We start from the raw sequence: 18,642 nt of genomic DNA, 5'->3' as shown, positions 1-18,642 counted from the left end.
CTTCACCTCGTCTCGTTAAGCGCGGGCATGCCGCCGGACAGCTTGCCGACCATGCCGTCTGCAACAGCAGACAGCTCAGCGGCCAGCTTGTCCGAATCCAGCTTCGCTGCTGCGGATTTGAGAGACTCCGCTGCCTGCCACAGCTTTGCTGTCAGCAGCGCCCGAATATCATACTTCTGGATAAGCGCTGACAGCTCGCTGCTCGCAAGCGACTGCGAGGCGAGGCGATGGCGTTCGTCTTCCGTGCCAACCTGCAACACATGCCAATAAGCCCAGCTTTTCTCGAACTTGTCCATGCTCTCGCTGCGCTCCAACTCCTCTAGCAGAACTTCGCAGCGGCTTACGCCCTGCAGCAGCTCTGGCCATACGCGGGCTGCGGCACCTTCCAGCAAGCCGGTGAAGTGCTGGAACAGCTCGCTTCTTAGCTGCACGGCCTGTTTGATATATTCCTCTGCCGTCATGCGCAGGCTTCTCATACGCGTATATAGGTTCACCTTTAGCCGGTTAACCTCGCATACGGCATTGCTGATCTTAGTAATCATCTCGATTTGTCCAGCGTTCGCAAGCAGCTGGTAAAATCTCGCGCTGAAAAAATCGCCAGCCAGCACCTTGAGCTGTCTGGAGCGCATGTCCGCCTCGGAGCGCTTCGTCGTCTCCGTATCGATCAAATCATGGGTATCCATACCCAACTGCACTAGCGTCACGACCAGCGTATACAGCTCGCTTTGCTCTCTCACAGAATTCTGCTCGCTAAGAAACGCATGCAGCAACCTTGCCCTCGGCTCAGCCAGCGGGGGCAGTTCGGTATGCTTATCGATCATATCGTGCTTTGCATGAAGTCTGGTCATCTCTGGAATGCGGTATCTCGTCATGATAGAAGCCTCCGAACAAATGTAGCAACAAATCTCCGTTCAACAATCTAAACTATTATAGCACAACTTTACATAAGAGCATACGACTCCCGGGACATGTTCATCATTTTGCTATATCCGAAGACCCGGGCCGCACCGAGCGCGCCGAATAGCCCTCCGGCTTCCCGAACCGGTCCATCCACACCGAGGTAAAGCTGAGCCTTAGACGCTGTCTCCATATCTCGTCGTGAACAGGATCGGAGTTGCGAAGCTCGCCCATATCGCTGAATAGCCAGGCATCGCCTTCGCGCACGTCCACTGCGGCGAGCAGCCGTTTCTTTTTCCCGTCGCTTTCGACAATTCGGATAAGCAATCGCTTCACATTGTCCAGCTGCTGATACGATAATCCGATCAGCCGCTCCACGTCATCGAACCAGCGCTCCGGCCTGCCGGCATTGCTGGGTACTACCAGCTCCAGCGACAAGACAGAGTTGCTCCATTCTACATGTCCCAGACGCTCATGCAGTTCAATCCCGACAAGCGCGTCAACGACATTCAAATTAGTCAAATGTTCGACCGGAGCGCCCCGAAAGACGGCAACCTCGCTTCTGCTGTCCCTGGACTGCATAAGCGTATGAGGCAGCCATGCTGCCCCGATCGTTATCGCTAACGTTACCGCGCATGCGGCTGCAATTCTAGGTCCGGCGCGCAAAGCGGCACCTCCATTCGTTCTCATCCATACGCTGTCCCTATTCCAAGTCTGGTCATTCCAGACAACAGTCATACGGACTTCCGGCATATAGTACATTGTACGAGAACGAGTGGGCGATTATGCGGCTCTTTGTCCCTCACACATATGCCCAAAACAAAAAAGCAGGCTTCGCCTGCTTTGCGCCAATCCTATTGATCGGTCTCCACGGTACCGTATTTCGTCATGACAATAGCTTTTCCCCGGATTTTGATAGCCGAGGTATGATCGGTGAACTGACAAATCAATACTTCGTTTTTATCCAGCTTTTCGGTATGGTGGAACCGCGTATCCTGGCCGCGCGTCAGGCCGATAACCTGTACGCCTTGATCCTTCGCCTTTACTACAATATAATCGCCAACCGTAGGCTCCATGGTGATCCCTCCGCAATTCGTCATTCCGTGCTATCCATGTGAATTATAGTAGAAGTCGCGCCAATGTGCAATGCCAAGCCCTGTTCCGATCCATGAAAAAACGCTCAAACGTAACGTTCGAGCGCTTGTTTATGCATATACGTTAATTGGATACAAGGTCCTTGAGAGATTTGCCTGGTTTGAATGCCGGCATCTTGCTGGCAGCAATATCGATCTCTTCGCCTGTTTGCGGATTGCGTCCTTTGCGTGCTTGGCGCTCGCGAACTTCGAAGTTGCCGAAGCCTACCAGTTGCACTTTATCGCCGCTTTGCAGTGCGTCGGAGATTGCTTCGAAAACGGCATCAACCGCTTTTGTCGCATCCTTCTTGGACAGATCCGTCAATTCAGCTACTTTCGCGATCAAATCAGTTTTGTTCATGGTTTCACCTCCTTAAAAGTTTTGCGCAGCAAAACTTACTTCGTAAGCATTGACTTAAGTTTTGCGCAGCAAAACTTGCTTCGTAAGCATTGACTTAAGTTTTGCGCAGCAAAACTTGCTTCGTAAGCATTGACTTAAGTTTTGCACAGCAAAACTTGCTTCGCAGCTTTGAAAGAATAGGCTTGTTTAAAATAAGCAAAACTTGCCTCGTTAGCGTAAGCCAAAAACATTCATATTCCTCTTATTAACCGAAAACTTCAAATATATACCTTTTGACCGAACAAACCTATAGTAATACAGCAGAAATGCTTTTTCAAGTGGAAACGTTGATTTGGCGTGGAAAAGGAATGTTTTCTAATATTGCGGCCAAATAGGCTGAAAAGTCTGTCATTATGCGCTTTGCCGGGAAGTTAAGACTATAGTCCCGGTTATGAAAGAACAGGCTGCACCGAAGGTCGTGGCGACCTTCGGTGCAGCCTGTCGGATGCTCGGGATTGTTATAGAATAATGGCGATCAGACCGCCGGAGCCTTCGTTGATTATGCGTCCGAGCGTCTCCTGAAGCTTGTAGCGCGCATTGTCCGGCATCATGGCAATCTTGCCCTGGATGCCCTCTCTTACTATCGAATGCAGCGAGCGTCCGAAGATGTCCGACTCCCAAATCTTGATCGGATCGTTCTCGAAGTCCTGCATCAAATAGCGGACGAGCTCCTCGCTTTGCTTCTCAGTACCGATAATCGGCGCAAACTCGGATTCGACGTCGACCCGAATCATGTGGATGGATGGAGCCGTCGCTTTCAGCCTTACGCCGAAACGCGACCCCTGGCGAATGAGCTCCGGCTCATCAAGCGCCATCTCCGCAAGAGACGGTGCCGCAATGCCGTAGCCGGTCGTCTTGACCATCTCAAGCGCTTCTGCGAACCGGTCATATTCGCGCTTGGCATGGGAGAAGTCCTGCATCAGCTGGAGCAGATGATCCTTGCCGCGAATCTCGACGCCTACGACCTCCATCAGGATGCGGTCATACAGCTCATCGGGAGCGTACAGGTCGATCTCCGCTACGCCCTGACCCATGTTCATGCCGCTAAGTCCGGCTTTTGCAATAAAATCGTAGTCCATGAATTGCGCCACAACCCGCTCTACATCGCGCAGGCGGCGAATATCCTTCACTGTGTCGCGCACGGAGTTCTCGTAGTTCGTACGCAGCCAGTGGTTATCGTTCAGCACCATAACCCAGCTCGGCAGATTGACATTGACTTCATGTACAGGGAATTCGTACAGCACCTCGCGCAGGACGGCTGTGCCTTCCTCTTCACCCATTGTCGCCACGCTGAGCGCGATGACCGGAATATCGTATTTCGCTTGAAGTTCGCTTCTAAGCTGCTGCGTCTCTTCGCTCTTCGGACGCGTCGAGTTGATGATGAGCACGAACGGCTTGCCTACTTCCTTCAGCTCTTCGATGACGCGCTCTTCAGCCACGACGTACGAGCTTCTCGGAATTTCCGCAATGGATCCGTCTGTCGTCACCACAACGCCAAGCGTAGAATGCTCCTGAATGACTTTGCGCGTTCCGATCTCAGCCGCTTCCTGGAACGGAATCGGCTCATCGAACCAAGGCGTCGTAATCATGCGCGGACCATTCTCGTCCTCGTAGCCTTTGGCTCCCTCAACGGCGTAGCCAACGCAGTCTACCAATCTTACATTCACTTCAAGCCCCTCCGCCACTTTCAGCTGAACCGCCTGGTTCGGGACGAATTTAGGCTCTGTTGTCATAATGGTTTTGCCTGCGGCGCTTTGAGGAAGTTCGTCCACGGCTCTGACCCGGTCCGATTCATTCGTGATGTTGGGAAGTACGACCGTCTCCATGAATCGTTTGATGAATGTTGATTTGCCCGTTCGGACCGCCCCTACTACACCGAGGTAAATATCCCCGCCGGTACGTTCGGCTATGTCCTTGAAAATGTCTACTTTCTCCACTGAATATCCCCTCCCAATTGATTTTCCGGTTCGCCGCCATCCACCGGACAAGAGGGCAGGCCAGCGACGCAACTCGTACATACTTTTTGGACTAGTAATAGCTTATGTCCAGACTGTCCAATTATGACGATTGTTTCTACGAAAACTTTTTTCGTTCACCGAATGAACCGGCTTCCCTTCCAAGATTGAAATATATGAGGAAGAAGTATCTTCTATGACGGGAGGCACAAAAAAACCTCATCCGCTGGCGGGCGGATGAGGCGAAAAACAGATATGCGGTTACGGCAGTACAGCGACAGGCTCGCCACCTACCAGCTTGTAAGCCGGCGCCTTCACAGGGACAAAGTCACTGCCCTTCACTAGCAATTCTCTCAGATCGTCAACTCCGCTTGCAGCGGCTTCCCCATTCTTCTGAATGTGTTGCATCAGATCGATGCCATAATCGACATAGAGATTGCCTTTGTCGTCTATGATGACGTTCAAGCCTACGCCTGAGAATACGCTTCTGATATCAGGCGCTTTTTTGCCCATGGCCTCATAATCTATCGCGTAGAAACCCGGGTACATCTCGTCTTTCTTAGGCAAAGCTCCCCGGTTGTCCATATGAAGCTTCACCCATTTCTGTACATCAATCAGCTTTTGGAACGTGACGATATCCATCAGCTTGACGGTGGGATCGGTTTCTTCATCAATAATGATAAAGTAATAATTGCCGCCGTTCTCGAATGCAGCTGAGGGGACATAGCTTAAATACCCTTTGGCCTGCAGCTTCTTGTAATCAATCCTGTATTTCTCGTATTTTGGGACATCCTGCGCGCTTGTAATAATCGGCAGAAGTCCCTGCTCATCATAATATTGATCGACCGCAGCCTGCACATTGCGCACCGCTTCTTTGGGCGGGACATTCTGCTTCTGGTCCTCCGGATACAGACAGCCCGAAAGCGCCAGCGTCATTATGGCAAGCAGGCCAATCATCGCGCTTGAGCGCCACTTGCGGCCCGCTGCATTTCCTGCATGAATTTTCATTGCCTATAGTCCTCCATTTCCGTCACCAGAGATCTTCGCTCTCTTCCTTTTGGCGCGCCAGCGCCTTGGCGACCGCTGCTCGCAGCGGATCCGGCGGAAGCTCCACCTCTACCTTGCCTGACACTCGCGTCTGGCAAGAGAGACGAATATTCTTCTCCTCCAGGCCAGCCAGCTTGCGCCGCTCCTCGTCTCCCATAGGCAGCAGCTCGCTCCCCGGCAGCACGGTTACCTTGCACATGAAGCAAGCAGCCTTGCCGCCGCAGCGCGTCGAGATCGTGACGCCTGCTCTCCTTGATGCGTCAAGGATCGATGTGCCGCGCTTAACCTTGACCGCTTTGCCGCCTGGCCAAAACTTCACTTCTGCATCCACGGCTGCTCTCCTCTCTGCGCTCCGGCTACACTCCCGCAGACTGCGCGCGCGACATCATCTGCCATGTCATTGCCCTCTTCAATCGCTTGAAGCGCGGGCTGATGGATATGAGGAGCTTTTCTCATCTCAGCCGAAATAACCGCTACACGGTCTTCCCTCTTGCGCAGCGTATTGAACCAAAGCTCATGAGCAAGCGGCACAATGCGCACCAATTCCGGCTTCCCTTCGCTCTGCCCACCCAGCTCCAGCGCTTCCCCGTATGGAAGGAGCACTTTCCGGACTTCCACCTCATAACAGCAGCCAAGCGCCTGTACGGAAAACCCGCCTACCAGCTCCACTTGAACCGAGCCGATCCGGTAATGGCTTAATGTTGAACGATAGATATCCGTCTCGCTAAGCTTCGGGCTATCGATCGCGCAGCCGCTAAGCGCCTTATGAATATCATCCATATCAGCTTCATCACAGTACAGGTCAATATCTCGCGGCGGAGCGCCAAGCGGCAGCCCTCTAAGCATCAACGCCGCGCTTCCGCCAAGCACCCACGTTGTGTTGCCGGCCAAGCGCACAATGGTGGACAGCGCTTCATGCACGCCTGTTGTTTCCTTAATCATACCGGCACTCCTTCTAAGAGGTTGTTCAAAAAGTCCACTTTTGATCACGAAGCAGATCAGGAAGCCTAGTCGACATCGAATATGGCATTCAGCCGGAACTTCCGGTGCTCACAAAAGCTTCCACTACGCTCCGCTCCTCATTTCCTAGCTTCATCTCATCTTGTGCAGCGTTTTGAAAAAACGCATCATCGATAGCATAAGCTCATGTGCTGAAAACCGGACTTTTTGAACACGCACTTTTACGTTAGAAATACGTTTTGTTGACTGCCGCGATGCGGCCGGCGCCTTCCTTCACTACAGCCTGGCAGCCCAGGCGGAAGCCCTCATCGAATTCTTCCGGCTCCAGTCGATCCCATTCCTCATCCGTTATCTCTTCCAGAAACTCCTTGCCCTCTGTAACCAGGCAGCGGCAGCGCGCACAGGTGCCGCGTGTGCAGGAGAAGCTCCAATCTACTTTATGCTTAATCGCATGGTCCAGTATAGTCAGACCCGCTTCCGCTTCTACGGTTGCGGTGATCGTTCTTCCCTTTAGCTCAATCATGGTCTCCGAATAACTCCTTTAACTATCATTGTTGGTTATGTATGGCTGGTCTGATGCGTCAAATGATGGAGAAGAATCCGTAAATAAATCCGAAGATCAACATTACGAAGGCGATAAAAGATAATACGAATTTAAGAATGCCTTTGGTCTTCACTCGTGCAAAGGTAATTAGAAAAGCAGCAATCGCCATTAATCCAATGCCGAGAAAAGAAATCCACATTTTCGTCATTGCATCCATGTAGGTTCCGGTCTCCTCGTCTATATCGTTATTTGTTCTCAGGCTATTATAGCATTAGGCAAAAAAAAGGACAAAAGCGTATTCGCGATTTTTCGACCGAAAAAATCCGGTGAAGCTTCGCGCGCTTTTGCCCGATGTGTCGTTATCTCTTCGCCATCATCTTGACCAATGCCTCTAAGTTTGCAGGGCTTACGCCGCTTGTCTTGATGGCTTTTACAATATCGTTCACGGTAGATTCCGGCACTTTGATTTTAGCCATATCCCCTACCTGCTTGATCAGCTTGCGCAGTTCCGCTTCATTTTGCAGGGTTCCGGCATCCACGCCGCTGGCTAGCTTTTTGACCGCATTTTCGGTAATATTTTTGCCGGTTTTTTTGTTGATTGTGCTTAGCACGTCTTTGGGAATTCCTTTAGACAACCTATTTCACCCTCCTCAAATATGAGCTTCTAGCATCATATGAGGCGGGCGGGTTATTGGTGTAGGCGCATCCGCTTAACCTATCGGCTCAATCTCATGCGTCTTCAGCCTGCCCATCAGGCTTTCTACTGCTTCCTTAGGCGGCTTCCCTTCAAAAAGGACAGCATACAGCTGAGCCGTGATCGGCATCTCCACATCAAATTGCTTGGACAGCTGATGGGCAGCTCGCGTCGTGCGCACGCCTTCCACCACCATCACCATTTTCTCCAGCACAGTCTCAAGCGGTGTGCCGTCTGCCAGCATAAATCCCGCTCTCCAGTTCCGGCTATGCTTGCTGGTGCCTGTCGCAACGAGGTCGCCTACGCCTGCAAGACCTGCAAAGGTCATTGGATTAGCGCCCATGACAGCTCCAAGACGGCCGATTTCCGCGAGACCGCGGGTAAGCAGCGCGGCCTTGGCATTGTCACCAAAACCTAGACCGTCGCTCAAGCCCGCACCAAGCGCAATAATGTTTTTGATGGCTCCGGCAACCTCGACCCCAACCACATCATTGTTCGTATAGACGCGGAAAGCGCCGTTGATGAGCGCATCTTGAGCTTGCTCCGCAGCGCTCAGCGATTCAGACGCCACGACGACGGTCGTCGGCTGCTTGCGAATAACTTCTTCCGCATGACTAGGGCCAGACAAGACAACAATGGTCGATTCCGGACGGCTCAGCTCTTCGGCGAGTACGGTCGACATGCGCTTTAGCGTATGCTCCTCGAAGCCCTTTGTCGCATGAACGCATAAGGTGTCGGGTTCCATATAGGGAGCCGCAGCCTTCGCAACCTGTCTCAGCGCTCCCGACGGAGCGACGAACAAAGCGAGCTCCGCTCCTGTCAGCGCTTCAGCGAGATCAGTCGTCGCAACGATATTTTCCGGAAGCTGACTGTCGGGCAAATATTTGCTGTTTTGATGCTTCGTATTGATCTCAGTGGCTTGCGCTTCATTCCGGGTCCATAAGGAAACCCGGAAGCCGTTAACCGCCAGTACGGACGCAAGCGCCGTTCCCCAGCTGCCTGCTACCAGCACGGCTGCACGGCGAACTGCGGCTTTCTCATTCCTGGTCATACACGCTTACGCTCCCTTCTTTGCGCCCAGCTTGTTCTCCGTTCCTTGCAGCAGCTTGACGATATTGGAGCGATGTCTGACAAATGCAAATACCGCAAGTACAAGCGTGCCGCAAAGGAGCGGAGGCGAATAGTTGAACAGCGCGATACTAATCGGCATCAAAGCCGCGAATACTAGCGAGCCCAGAGATACGTATCTGGTTAATACAATGAGAAGAATGGCAATGACGCCAGCATATAGGGCCGGCAAAAACGACAGCGTAGCGACTACGCCAATCATTGTCGCAATCCCCTTGCCGCCTTTGAACTTGAACCATACTGGCCAGTTATGGCCGGCTATAGCCGCCAATCCGCAAAGCACAGGCATCCAATCATTGTCACCCAGCGCATGACCCAAATAGACAGCGATAATGCCCTTGGCAATATCCAGCAAGAGCACGGCCGCCGCCGGCCCTTTGCCAAGGACGCGCAGCGTATTGGTCGCACCCGCATTGCCGCTTCCTTGGGTACGGATATCGATGCCCTTCACCCACTTTGCAATGACAATACTGAAGGATACCGCTCCGATCAAATAACTGACAACAACCGCGACTATATTAAGTAACAAGCTTCTTCTCCCCTAGTCCTCGTCGGATTTGCGCCGCGTGAAGATGCGAAGTGGCGTACCTTCGAAATCGAAAGCTGCGCGAATTTTATTTTCCAGATAACGCTCGTACGAGAAATGCATCAGCTCCGGATCGTTCACAAAGCATACGATGGTTGGAGGCTTCGTCGCCACCTGCGTCACGTAGTTGATACGCAGGCGCTTGCCTTTGTCCGATGGCGGAGGATTGATCGCAACTGCGTCAGATATCACATCATTCAGCAGATGCGTCTGAATGCGCATCGCATGCTGCTCCGATACGTGATTGACAACAGGCAGCAGCTTATGCAGCCTTTGCTTCGTAAGAGCAGACAAGTAGACGACAGGCGCATAGGTCATAAACAAGAAATGATCGCGAATTTTTTGCGTAAACTGCTGCATGGTCTTGTCATCTTTCTCGACAACATCCCATTTGTTCACGACAAATATAGAGGCCTTCCCCGCTTCATGGGCGTAGCCTGCAATATGCTTATCCTGCTCGATGATGCCTTCTTCCCCGTTAATCAGCACCAGGACCACATCGGCGCGTTCAATCGCCTTCATAGCACGCATAACGCTGTATTTCTCGGTAGACTCATACACCTTGCCGCGCTTGCGCATGCCTGCCGTATCGATCAGCACGTAGCGCTGTCCGTCATGCTCGAATGGCGTATCTATCGCGTCGCGCGTCGTCCCTGCTACATTGCTGACGATTACGCGGTCTTCGCCCAGCAGCGCATTGACCAAAGAGGACTTGCCGACATTCGGGCGCCCGATCAAAGCAACGCGAATAACATCGTCGTCATAGCCGTCGTCCTCGATGTCCGGCAGCAGCTCTGTTGCGGCATCCAGCAAGTCGCCTATTCCCAGTCCGTGGGAACCGGAAATCGGTATCGGCTGACCGAAGCCAAGTCCATAGAATTCATACACTTCATCCATGCGATTTTCGTTGTCTACCTTATTCACAGCAACAACAACCGGCTTGCGCGAGCGGAACAGCATCTGCGCCACTTCATCGTCCGCATGCGTAAGTCCAATCTTCGCGTCTACCATAAAAATGATGACATCGGCTTCCTCGACGGCAAGCTCGGCTTGCATCCGGACTGACTTCATAATTTCATCTTCGCCGTCGATCTCGATCCCGCCGGTATCAATTATGCTGAACGGCTTTCCATTCCATTCGCCTGTGCCGTACAGACGGTCGCGGGTCACGCCCGGTTTATCCTCAACGATAGCCAGTCGGTCGCCGATCACTCGGTTGAATATGGTGGATTTGCCCACATTCGGACGGCCGACTATGGCGATTACGGGTCTTGCCATAATTGGTTTTTCACTCCTTCAACAATTCTCACGATACCCATCATAGCAAAAAAGTGCGCGCTTGGCTAACTTTTCATGTTAATGATGGTCGACAAGAATGATTGTCCCGTTCTTAAGGTCATGTGCGCTCGCATCCAATATTTTCTCCAAAAGGAAGGCAGTTTCCTCCAGCTTTCCCGTGTCGGACGCAATAAATATCGGCGCCCCGCCCTTGACCTCATCAGGATAAACGGACACAACGGCCACGATTTTAGCCAACTTTCCCTGCCTCCTTCTCATTCACCTTAGCCTCAGTCGGCATCCGCACAGCCGATTCCAATATTTGAACCATGCCGATAATTTCCCGCCCTTTCTCCACATCCCTCTCCTGCGGAAGCATAAAGATAGCCAGCCTGCCGTCTTCCATATCCAGCTTGGCCATTGGAACAAGGGCCGGCTCGCCGTCATCCCGATACACGCCCAGAATAGTCGCGAGATCATACAAGATGGCTTGGCGCTGGCCCATATTGCCAAGCGTTACTTTGCTGTTCGGATTGGTCGGCGTCAGTATGTATCCAATCCCGCGCCTGGCGATTATATCCTGATTGGCCTTTAGTCCTACATTCATGATATAAATATCCGACACGAACAAGTCGGGTCCGTCGACAATAACATCCGCAATTTCGACAGTCGCGATATGGGAAATTTGATGTCCCGACTTCAGCTTGAATACGATAAGCAGCGACAGCAAGCCTGCTGCGATCCCCACCCATCCATTGATGAGAATGGCGAACAAACTGGTTATAAGCGCCGACATGATAACCAAATAATTGCGCCCTTCAAATACCATGGCAATGCCTTCTATATAAGTGGCTCCTCGGCTTACCAGCTCCAGGCTGTCGATCTTCGTCAGCGTCTCCCGTTCCATCTTCCGCACATCCCTGAACTGCTGTGCAGCCAGCGTCAGAAAGGTGATCGCCGTATAATCCTTGCCCATTAAAGCGGGGACAGCAACGGCGCCAAGCGCTGCCGCAATGACGCCTAGCGAGATATGAATGATCTGTCCATGCGGGGAAGTCGGGTATTGGCGGTAGTCGGTCTTCAGCATAAGCAGTCTGGCAATTACGCCGAACACAATGCCTAACATGACACCGACAAGGTGATGATTATCCTTAAGCAAAGCTAGCATTACGATGACCGCCCTCCCCTCACGTACATCCATGCCGCGCTAATCCACACGCCGACAGCACGCGCGGCTTTAAGCAGCACCGTAACCGCAACGGCTGAGCAGAATGCAATCGCCACGCTGTCCCACCATTCCCATGCTCCGATTCTGGCATGTATGACGCCCTCCCTGAACAGCGCCACTACGAACTCGCCCAATGCCGCCCCCCATGCGACAAGCACAAGCTGGTGCCTGCTGTCCGATGTGAAAGCGCCGCACAACAAGCCGGCCAATAGGGGCATATCCCATAACGGGTCCATCCAATAGAACATCGTCTCATGGGAATAGAGGCTTCTGGCGCTTCCCCATACGATAGCGAGCATAAGCGCGCACAACATCAGGTAGCCGCGCTGACTATCCTGGGCGGTTCGCCATAACAAGATTGCGCTGGCGGCGAGAAGCAGCCATGCCGAGACATGCACCTCCACAGCGGGTTCGCTCGCAATGGGCGATGTCCACAACGGGAATGCGAGCAGCACTGCAATGGCAAGCGCAACCGCTGCGGTCCATCCCGTACGCATATTGGGGAGCAATATATCTCGCCAGCCGGTAGCCCATAATATAGAAACAATAAGCAGCAGCAAAATACTGATATAGCCTGGTATCATTTCGCAATCACCTCATGTAACCCTATTATGCGCCAACAAAAAAAGGCTATTCCCGCGCAGTCAGCGCAGGGAATAGCCTTCTTGTCTATCTATTATTTCAATTTGCTTAGCTTGTCGCCGAAGCGCTCGCCCAGCGAGTAGCTCATGCTGGAGCTGTTCAAGCTTACGTTCGGGTTGTTGATTTCTTCGATCTTCGGAGCGCGTGGCGCGCGTTCTGCTCTTGGAGCCGGAGCCGGCTGTTCAGGAGCTTCCTCAGTTTCCTTGATGCTCAAGGATACACGCTTCTCAGCAGCGTTGAAGTCCAGAACCTTCGCTTGAACTTCTTGACCTTCCTTCAGCACTTCGTGAGGCGTTGCGATGTGACGGTGAGCGATTTGGGAGATATGAACCAATCCCTCTACGCCTGGTGCGATCTCAATGAACGCGCCGAATGTCACGATGCGGCGAACTGTGCCCGTTACAACGTCGCCAACATTGAATTGGCCAGCAGCAGTGTCCCAAGGACCTGGTTGAGCTGCTTTCACGCTCAGGCTGATTTTGCCGGCAGCAGGATCAACCTTCAGCACTTTCACGCGAACCGATTGTCCTTCGGAGACAACATCTTTCGGATGCGCAACATGCTGCCAGGAAAGCTCGGATACGTGAACCAGTCCGTCGATTCCGCCGATATCAACGAAAGCGCCGAACGGAGTCAGGCGTTGAACTGTACCTTCAAGCTCTTGGCCGACTTCCAGGGAAGCCATAACTTTTTGTTTGTTTTGTTCGAATTCTGCGTCAAGCACTTCTTTTGCCGACAGAATCACTTTTTTGTTCTCCAAGTCAAGCTCTTTCACTTTAACGCGAAGCGTGCGGCCTTTGTAGTCGCTGAAATCTTCAACGAAATGGCGCTCAACCATGGACGCAGGGATGAAACCGCGTACGCCAACGTCTGCGACCAAGCCGCCTTTTACAACGTCAGCTACAACAACTTCGAATACTTCACCGGATTCGAAGCGGGCTTGCAGCTCTTCCCATGCTTTCTCGCCGTCTACCAGACGTTTGGAAAGAACCAGGCTTTCCTTGTTGTCGTCGATGCTGACTACTTTCAGCTCAACTTCTTGACCGACCTGAACCGCATCCGTCGCATTCTCAAGCTGTACAGAGGACAGCTCGCGAATCGGAATGACACCGTCATATTTATATCCAAGGCTTACGTAAGCTTGGTTATCTTCGATTTTGACGATTGTACCTTTTACGGAGTCGCCTTTCTTCAAAGAAACGAAATTGTCTAGCGCGTCTTGGCTAACTTCCTCCGAGACGGATTCTTGCACATTGATTTCTTCTGACATTGAAATAACCTCCTCAGTTCATACCCCAACTTTATTTAAACCCGCTCGGCGCTAACGCTTTGCGGCATTTAAAACAATGTTATTGATTTTCCTTGATCAGCTCCGCAATGCGGCTCATCATCACTTCAGTCACTTGCTCCAGAACATCTGATGAAGATTCATCGATAATTTCAGTAAGAATGATAGGCTTGCCATAACATACCCTGGTCTTTCTGAAGAGCTTATAGCCGCCGACGATGGCTACCGGAACAATGGTTGCGCCGCTTCGCAATGCGATCATGGCCGCGCCTTTCTTGGCCGCGCCGGCATTGCTTCGGGAACCTTCAGGAAATATGCCCATTACGTTGCCTTCCTTAAGCAGCGTAATGCCAGACTTGATCGCATCCTTGCTGACGCCGCCGCGCTTCACAGGAAATGCCCCGAAGGAACGGATCAACGGACCAAGCACAGGTACCTTGAACAACTCTTCCTTGGCCATAAAATACACTTTCCGGGGAACCTTGACGCCGATTGTAGGCGGATCCAGGTTGCTGATATGATTGGACGCCAGTATGACCGGCCCGTCGGCAGGAATATGATGTAAGTCTTTGGCTTCCAGGCGGAACAGCACCGTGTAGATCACTCTAAGCAAAAACCTAAAAATGACGTATAACATAGTTTACTTCGCCTCCGCCAATTTGGTTCGGCTTAATTTCACGATCGACGCAACAACTTCATCAATAGTCATATGACTGCTGTCAAGTTCGATCGCGTCTTTCGCTTGAATAAGCGGAGCTATGTCCCGCTGCTCGTCCAACCGGTCCCTCTCGGCAATCTCCGACTCGAGCTGCTCAAGGGTAATTCCCTGATCGGATGGCAGCTCCTTGAATCTGCGGAGCGCTCTTTCCTGTACGGATGCCGTTAGAAAAATCTTCAGTTCCGCATCAGGCAGCACATGCGTGCCGATATCCCGTCCATCCATGACCACGCCCCTCTGGGCGGCCAATTCGCGCTGCATGGCGCCAAGCACCTCTCGCACGACACCGCTTGCGGCAAAGTAGGACACCTGACGGGTTACTTCTCTCGAACGGATCAATCCCGTGACATCCTCTTCATTGACAAAGATAGATTGTCCGTTATCTCCCGGCTCCAGCCGGATTCGAAGCGTGCCGAGCAGCTCCGAAAGCCTGGCGTCTTGGTCAGCCGCAATCGATAAGCGCTGCGCGCTTAACGTTACCGCCCGATACATCGCGCCGGTATCGATGTACACATACCCCAAATGACCTGCGACCATTCTCGCGACCGTGCTCTTGCCGGCTCCCGCCGGACCATCGATCGCAATGTTGATTCGGTCGCTGTCACCATCTTGCAATGCCACGTACAGTCAACCCCCTTTAAATCAAGACGGCCTCTTTATCCATGAAAGCAGCTCTCTGCCGCTTCAAAGAAAAAGCAGGCATTGCCTGCGAACGTGAAAATTATACCACACTATGGCCCCGGATGCAAAAGACAAGCGCTAGTTCAGGCGGGTCCCTTCCCACCGATCCGCGCTTGTCAGCATCCCTCTAACGGTATCATTCTGCATGGCAACCTGGAAGACCGCAATAAGCAGCAGCAAAGCAATGACGGCTTTCACCATAAAGCCGTTTATTTGATCCGATAGCCGGACCCACTCAGCCCGGTCGCGCCGCTTCAGAAGAAACCGAAACACGGCAACCCCTCCTTTATGGGGATAGCATGCGGAATCTTCCATAAAGCTATTCATATGAATTACATGAATTTACCGGTTTCGGTATTCCAGCTGCTTCTCGAAGCAATAACGGATAATTTTGCCCCGCTCGGTGTCGCTGATGCTGACGAATTTGATCATGCACTGCTTGCGGCCGGACTCCAGCAGATTGACGCGCACGATTTCAGCCTGGAAGGAGACGTGCTCGATAACGCCGTTCTTGTAGGGTACGAGCAGCCAGCAGTCCAGCGTGCCGCCGGATTGCAGCGCCCATTTGCCGTCGCTGACAAACGAAATGCCGCCGCCGCCGACATCGTCCGTATAGCAGACAAATCTCTCATGCTCGGACATCTTCACCGCTAGCTCCAGCTCTGCCGGCACCCGCAAGAAGCTCCTGCGCTGCACTTTCGTCATTCTCTCCGGATCCGGCTTCACGATCCTGACTAGCCTGATCGCATCTTCCTTGAATCCGATCACATGCGAGTCGAAATAATGCTTCACCCCGTCCGGGGACAGGAAATAAACCGACAGCTCATCTCCCAGAAACAACCGTTTCGTCCTGCCCGTCTGCTCATGCAGCGGATATTCGATATGTAACGCCCCTTCTTCTTCATCGGCGATTCTGGAGCGGTATTCGATCGCCGCTTCGGCCTCGTCAGAAGAAGCGATGTGGTAATACAGCATCTGATTAACTGTTGGCAACAAAATAGCTCCCCCCCATATACCTGACATTATAGCATGTCGAATGGAGGGGAGCTATATCGATCTTGTCATTGATTTTTCGCGGAATTTCGCGCTGATTATGCTCCAGCCGCTGCTTTACGGTCCTCTGCGCTCATCTTCTCCACCTTCTCCTCAATGCCGTTCTCCGCATTGATATAGATCCGGTAGATTGTTCCGTTAATGCTGCCCGTGTATTCATAACAGAGCACTTCTTCGCCCATCTCTCCATCAATGAGCGCCAGCTGCTCATTCGTGACCTTGAGGCCCTGATTGAGCGTCTTCTTAGCTTCTTCCTTGGTCATGATCGGACTCGGCAGCTCCCGGTCCCGATGCTCATATACATAATCGCTTGCTTGCAAGCCAATGGCCTCTCCATTATCAAGTGCCACTTTCACAGTCAGCTTATCCGGGTAGATCAGGACGCCGTTCTGGGAGCTGACATAGGTGAAGGTGCCTGCATTTTGATAGGTATCATATGTGACAGCCCTCATATCCTTGAAGCCATGCTTCTGCAGGAATTGGTCAGCCGAAGCTTTCGCCTGCTCGAAGCTGATCTTCTGGCTTCCCAGCTCCCTTGTCTTCATCAGCGAGCTGATGTGTCCGCCATGGGAGGTGAAGTCCATCTGCACTTTGCGGTTCGAATCGTCCGGGAATGCGACCGCCGTATACGATTCAAATTCTGTGTCCTTGCCGTTCTCCTGTACAGTGATGTCGGCTGGCGCAATGCCAAGCAGCTGCGCCGCTTTCTTCTGGATATCCTCCGGTCCGACTTTATTGCCGCTAAGCAGCTTGATTGTGCGTTTCTGATACAAGCTCGCTACCGAAGGGCCCCAGTCCATCTCGGGATAGCCGTCCACCTTGCCTTCAACCGAACGCAGCCCGTCCACAATCGTGTTGTGCCCGTCCTTTGCATCAGACGCAATCGCGACCTCCACATCCATCCAGCGCAAATTGTTGGACAGCACATCCTGCTGCATCCGCTTCAAATCCTTGGCAATTTCATCCGACTTCTCATACAATGTCTGCAGCGTCTTGAATTCGCCGTCTGACAGAGGCTGCTTCGTCAAGTCCCGCACCGAGGTTTTGTAGGCAAAATTGGATATGTGGGATAGGAAGTCCTCCGCCTCCGTGAACGGCAAATAACTGAGCGGCAGCTGGCTGATCTCGTTCTGAGCCTGGCTGGTCAGCCGCCAAACGTTGACAAGCGCTTTGCGGTGAGAGCCGGTGGAAGCAGAATGCACCGCAAGCGTATTGCCGAGCTGGTCATGCAGCTTGTCCACATGGAAGGTCAAATCATGGAAAGCCCTCTGATATTGGTTCTCGGCTTTGATCAGAATCGCGTTTTTGTCCTGGTGCTCCTGATAGCCCCAATATACGGCTCCGATCAACAGCACGGCAACAATAGGGAACATAATCGAGCTAAGTCTACGATACATGCAAAAGCTCCTTTCTAATGCCAAACCTGGTGTTAGTTTGGTTTGCCGAAAGGAGCTTTATGCATATTCTGTATTCTTTTGCTCGGGCATCTCTCGCTTACACGGAATGCTCTTCAATGTCCAGATCGTTGCTATTATTGCAAATGCACTGCTTGAAGCCTGTATCGATTGAACCTTTGTCCCGTCTGCCCCGAAGCACGAACTTCTCGCCGCATACGTTGCAGCGAATGGTTACTTTGACTCGAGCTTCCTCCATAGGCACCTCCTGAATCGCATATCTCTATACGAACCAGTATAGACGGATGCGCTACAGTTTAACCTCATCCTCGTGCCCGCTTCCGAATCGGAACGGAGATCTGGCGTTGGCCCGGTTCATCTTGTGCAGCCCCCACATCCATAGCAGCACCATGAAAGGAACGATGAACCACATCCAGTCATGCTTCGTCGCAATGATGATCCAGTCATACAAGCCATGAAGCATAATCGGAAGCAGCAAGGATATGACCAGAAACAGCTTGGTCTTGGACTTGGGCGCGAATTTGGCTTTGCCCAGATAATAACCCATCATAACGCCGAACAGCGCATGCCCGGATACAGGGAGCAGGGCGCGCATAATCTGTGTGCCGAAGGATGACGGCGTATAGATCGCATACAGCACATTCTCCATCGTCGCGAAGCCCAGCGAGATCGAAGCGGCGTAGACGATGCCGTCATAAGGCTCATCGAACTCGGTATGATTGTAGATGACATGATAAAGGACGAACCATTTCAGAAATTCTTCGACGAAGGCCGACTGGACAAAAGCTGCCGCAATCGGCCCGTCGCCAAGCCAGATCTGGAAGCCGCGCTGAAGGACCATTATCGGCACCACGACAAGCACGCCCAGCACAAACATGCGCAGCACCATATGAATGGGCTCGGCTTCATAGCGGTCTCTAAGGTATAAATAAGTCAGCAGCGATACGCCGGGAGCGATCGCTGCGGTCAATACTGAAAACAAAAGCATGAATGAC

25 protein-coding genes are annotated in these 18,642 nt (G+C 52.3%); all 25 read right to left on the bottom strand.

Translation table 11 applies throughout. From position 1 onward, the window contains the following. Positions 1-2: 2 nt before the first annotated feature. Positions 3-872, bottom strand: coding sequence for a heptaprenyl diphosphate synthase component 1 (locus tag D3P09_RS20535; RefSeq protein WP_120113243.1), 870 nt, complete (start codon positions 870-872; stop codon positions 3-5). A 103-nt stretch (positions 873-975) separates the two neighbouring features. Beyond that, positions 976-1,635 carry a hypothetical protein gene (locus D3P09_RS20530; RefSeq protein WP_133305037.1) on the bottom strand — a complete coding sequence of 220 codons (660 nt, stop codon included), beginning with the start codon at positions 1,633-1,635 and terminating at the stop codon, positions 976-978. A 116-nt stretch (positions 1,636-1,751) separates the two neighbouring features. Then, complete coding sequence (gene mtrB, locus D3P09_RS20525) at positions 1,752-1,973, bottom strand: trp RNA-binding attenuation protein MtrB (RefSeq protein ID WP_116044760.1); 222 nt, start codon at positions 1,971-1,973, stop codon at positions 1,752-1,754. Between the two features lie 142 nt (positions 1,974-2,115). Further along, positions 2,116-2,391, bottom strand: a complete 276-nt coding sequence (locus D3P09_RS20520) for an HU family DNA-binding protein (protein ID WP_116044761.1) — start codon at positions 2,389-2,391, stop codon at positions 2,116-2,118. 497 nt (positions 2,392-2,888) lie between these two features. Next, a complete protein-coding gene (gene spoIVA / locus D3P09_RS20515) occupies positions 2,889-4,367 on the bottom strand; it encodes a stage IV sporulation protein A (RefSeq protein ID WP_120113241.1) in 1,479 nt (492 codons plus the stop codon). Between the two features lie 279 nt (positions 4,368-4,646). Next, positions 4,647-5,393, bottom strand: a complete 747-nt coding sequence (locus tag D3P09_RS20510) for a DUF3939 domain-containing protein (protein ID WP_120113240.1) — start codon at positions 5,391-5,393, stop codon at positions 4,647-4,649. Between the two features lie 22 nt (positions 5,394-5,415). Then, positions 5,416-5,763 (bottom strand): 2Fe-2S iron-sulfur cluster-binding protein, encoded by a 348-nt coding sequence (locus D3P09_RS20505; RefSeq protein WP_120113239.1) that lies wholly within the window; start codon positions 5,761-5,763, stop codon positions 5,416-5,418. Next, positions 5,748-6,374 (bottom strand): nucleotidyltransferase family protein, encoded by a 627-nt coding sequence (locus D3P09_RS20500; protein ID WP_120113238.1) that lies wholly within the window; start codon positions 6,372-6,374, stop codon positions 5,748-5,750. Before D3P09_RS20500 ends, D3P09_RS20505 begins: the two co-directional genes overlap by 16 nt. Before the next feature lie 244 nt (positions 6,375-6,618). Next, positions 6,619-6,915, bottom strand: coding sequence for a 2Fe-2S iron-sulfur cluster-binding protein (locus D3P09_RS20495; RefSeq protein ID WP_120113237.1), 297 nt, complete (start codon positions 6,913-6,915; stop codon positions 6,619-6,621). A gap of 58 nt (positions 6,916-6,973) precedes the next feature. Then, the gene (locus D3P09_RS20490) at positions 6,974-7,153 is read right to left on the bottom strand and encodes a DUF2768 family protein (RefSeq protein WP_120113236.1); all 180 of its coding nucleotides are present in this window, start codon (positions 7,151-7,153) and stop codon (positions 6,974-6,976) included. A 142-nt stretch (positions 7,154-7,295) separates the two neighbouring features. Continuing rightward, complete coding sequence (locus tag D3P09_RS20485; RefSeq protein WP_120113235.1) at positions 7,296-7,571, bottom strand: stage VI sporulation protein F; 276 nt, start codon at positions 7,569-7,571, stop codon at positions 7,296-7,298. 75 nt (positions 7,572-7,646) lie between these two features. Next, a complete protein-coding gene (locus D3P09_RS20480) occupies positions 7,647-8,681 on the bottom strand; it encodes an NAD(P)H-dependent glycerol-3-phosphate dehydrogenase (protein WP_120113234.1) in 1,035 nt (344 codons plus the stop codon). 6 nt (positions 8,682-8,687) lie between these two features. Next, positions 8,688-9,287, bottom strand: coding sequence for a glycerol-3-phosphate 1-O-acyltransferase PlsY (plsY, locus tag D3P09_RS20475; protein ID WP_120113233.1), 600 nt, complete (start codon positions 9,285-9,287; stop codon positions 8,688-8,690). Between the two features lie 12 nt (positions 9,288-9,299). Next, a complete protein-coding gene (gene der / locus D3P09_RS20470) occupies positions 9,300-10,622 on the bottom strand; it encodes a ribosome biogenesis GTPase Der (RefSeq protein ID WP_120113232.1) in 1,323 nt (440 codons plus the stop codon). A gap of 78 nt (positions 10,623-10,700) precedes the next feature. Further along, positions 10,701-10,880 carry a capping complex subunit for YIEGIA gene (locus D3P09_RS20465; RefSeq protein WP_207892525.1) on the bottom strand — a complete coding sequence of 60 codons (180 nt, stop codon included), beginning with the start codon at positions 10,878-10,880 and terminating at the stop codon, positions 10,701-10,703. Then, positions 10,873-11,790, bottom strand: coding sequence for a YIEGIA family protein (locus tag D3P09_RS20460; RefSeq protein WP_120113230.1), 918 nt, complete (start codon positions 11,788-11,790; stop codon positions 10,873-10,875). Before D3P09_RS20460 ends, D3P09_RS20465 begins: the two co-directional genes overlap by 8 nt. After that, entirely contained in the window at positions 11,790-12,434 is a 645-nt protein-coding gene (locus D3P09_RS20455) for a YphA family membrane protein (protein WP_120113229.1), read from the bottom strand. The genes D3P09_RS20460 and D3P09_RS20455 overlap by 1 nt, the downstream gene beginning before the upstream one ends. A 92-nt stretch (positions 12,435-12,526) precedes the next feature. Next, the gene (gene rpsA / locus D3P09_RS20450) at positions 12,527-13,762 is read right to left on the bottom strand and encodes a 30S ribosomal protein S1 (protein ID WP_120113228.1); all 1,236 of its coding nucleotides are present in this window, start codon (positions 13,760-13,762) and stop codon (positions 12,527-12,529) included. A 79-nt stretch (positions 13,763-13,841) separates the two neighbouring features. Beyond that, complete coding sequence (locus tag D3P09_RS20445; protein WP_120113227.1) at positions 13,842-14,417, bottom strand: lysophospholipid acyltransferase family protein; 576 nt, start codon at positions 14,415-14,417, stop codon at positions 13,842-13,844. Between the two features lie 3 nt (positions 14,418-14,420). Continuing rightward, entirely contained in the window at positions 14,421-15,125 is a 705-nt protein-coding gene (cmk, locus tag D3P09_RS20440; protein WP_120113226.1) for a (d)CMP kinase, read from the bottom strand. A 132-nt stretch (positions 15,126-15,257) separates the two neighbouring features. Continuing rightward, complete coding sequence (locus D3P09_RS20435; RefSeq protein ID WP_120113225.1) at positions 15,258-15,452, bottom strand: hypothetical protein; 195 nt, start codon at positions 15,450-15,452, stop codon at positions 15,258-15,260. Between the two features lie 69 nt (positions 15,453-15,521). After that, positions 15,522-16,175, bottom strand: coding sequence for a flagellar brake protein (locus D3P09_RS20430; RefSeq protein WP_120113224.1), 654 nt, complete (start codon positions 16,173-16,175; stop codon positions 15,522-15,524). A 95-nt stretch (positions 16,176-16,270) separates the two neighbouring features. After that, a complete protein-coding gene (gene ypeB / locus D3P09_RS20425) occupies positions 16,271-17,629 on the bottom strand; it encodes a germination protein YpeB (protein ID WP_120113223.1) in 1,359 nt (452 codons plus the stop codon). A 97-nt stretch (positions 17,630-17,726) separates the two neighbouring features. Next, positions 17,727-17,885, bottom strand: coding sequence for a hypothetical protein (locus D3P09_RS27790; RefSeq protein ID WP_165867514.1), 159 nt, complete (start codon positions 17,883-17,885; stop codon positions 17,727-17,729). A 51-nt stretch (positions 17,886-17,936) separates the two neighbouring features. After that, positions 17,937-18,635, bottom strand: a complete 699-nt coding sequence (prsW, locus tag D3P09_RS20420; protein ID WP_120113222.1) for a glutamic-type intramembrane protease PrsW — start codon at positions 18,633-18,635, stop codon at positions 17,937-17,939. Positions 18,636-18,642 lie beyond the last annotated feature (7 nt).

Source organism: Paenibacillus pinisoli, from assembly GCF_003605435.1.
Classification (GTDB): Bacteria; Bacillota; Bacilli; order Paenibacillales; family Paenibacillaceae; genus Pristimantibacillus; species Pristimantibacillus pinisoli.
This window is presented reverse-complemented; position numbering and strand designations above follow the sequence as displayed.

Bases quoted from the DNA above. Each gene is read 5' to 3' on its own strand.
- D3P09_RS20535 (WP_120113243.1), bottom strand. From the start codon at position 872: ATGACGAGATACCGCATTCCAGAGATGACCAGACTTCATGCAAAGCAC.
- D3P09_RS20530 (WP_133305037.1), bottom strand. From the start codon at position 1,635: ATGACTGTTGTCTGGAATGACCAGACTTGGAATAGGGACAGCGTATGG.
- mtrB (WP_116044760.1), bottom strand. From the start codon at position 1,973: ATGGAGCCTACGGTTGGCGATTATATTGTAGTAAAGGCGAAGGATCAA.
- D3P09_RS20520 (WP_116044761.1), bottom strand. From the start codon at position 2,391: ATGAACAAAACTGATTTGATCGCGAAAGTAGCTGAATTGACGGATCTG.
- D3P09_RS20510 (WP_120113240.1), bottom strand. From the start codon at position 5,393: ATGAAAATTCATGCAGGAAATGCAGCGGGCCGCAAGTGGCGCTCAAGC.
- D3P09_RS20500 (WP_120113238.1), bottom strand. From the start codon at position 6,374: ATGATTAAGGAAACAACAGGCGTGCATGAAGCGCTGTCCACCATTGTG.
- D3P09_RS20495 (WP_120113237.1), bottom strand. From the start codon at position 6,915: ATGATTGAGCTAAAGGGAAGAACGATCACCGCAACCGTAGAAGCGGAA.
- D3P09_RS20490 (WP_120113236.1), bottom strand. From the start codon at position 7,153: ATGGATGCAATGACGAAAATGTGGATTTCTTTTCTCGGCATTGGATTA.
- D3P09_RS20480 (WP_120113234.1), bottom strand. From the start codon at position 8,681: ATGACCAGGAATGAGAAAGCCGCAGTTCGCCGTGCAGCCGTGCTGGTA.
- der (WP_120113232.1), bottom strand. From the start codon at position 10,622: ATGGCAAGACCCGTAATCGCCATAGTCGGCCGTCCGAATGTGGGCAAA.
- D3P09_RS20460 (WP_120113230.1), bottom strand. From the start codon at position 11,790: ATGCTAGCTTTGCTTAAGGATAATCATCACCTTGTCGGTGTCATGTTA.
- D3P09_RS20455 (WP_120113229.1), bottom strand. From the start codon at position 12,434: ATGATACCAGGCTATATCAGTATTTTGCTGCTGCTTATTGTTTCTATA.
- rpsA (WP_120113228.1), bottom strand. From the start codon at position 13,762: ATGTCAGAAGAAATCAATGTGCAAGAATCCGTCTCGGAGGAAGTTAGC.
- D3P09_RS20445 (WP_120113227.1), bottom strand. From the start codon at position 14,417: ATGTTATACGTCATTTTTAGGTTTTTGCTTAGAGTGATCTACACGGTG.
- ypeB (WP_120113223.1), bottom strand. From the start codon at position 17,629: ATGTATCGTAGACTTAGCTCGATTATGTTCCCTATTGTTGCCGTGCTG.
- D3P09_RS27790 (WP_165867514.1), bottom strand. From the start codon at position 17,885: ATGGAGGAAGCTCGAGTCAAAGTAACCATTCGCTGCAACGTATGCGGC.
- prsW (WP_120113222.1), bottom strand. From the start codon at position 18,635: ATGCTTTTGTTTTCAGTATTGACCGCAGCGATCGCTCCCGGCGTATCG.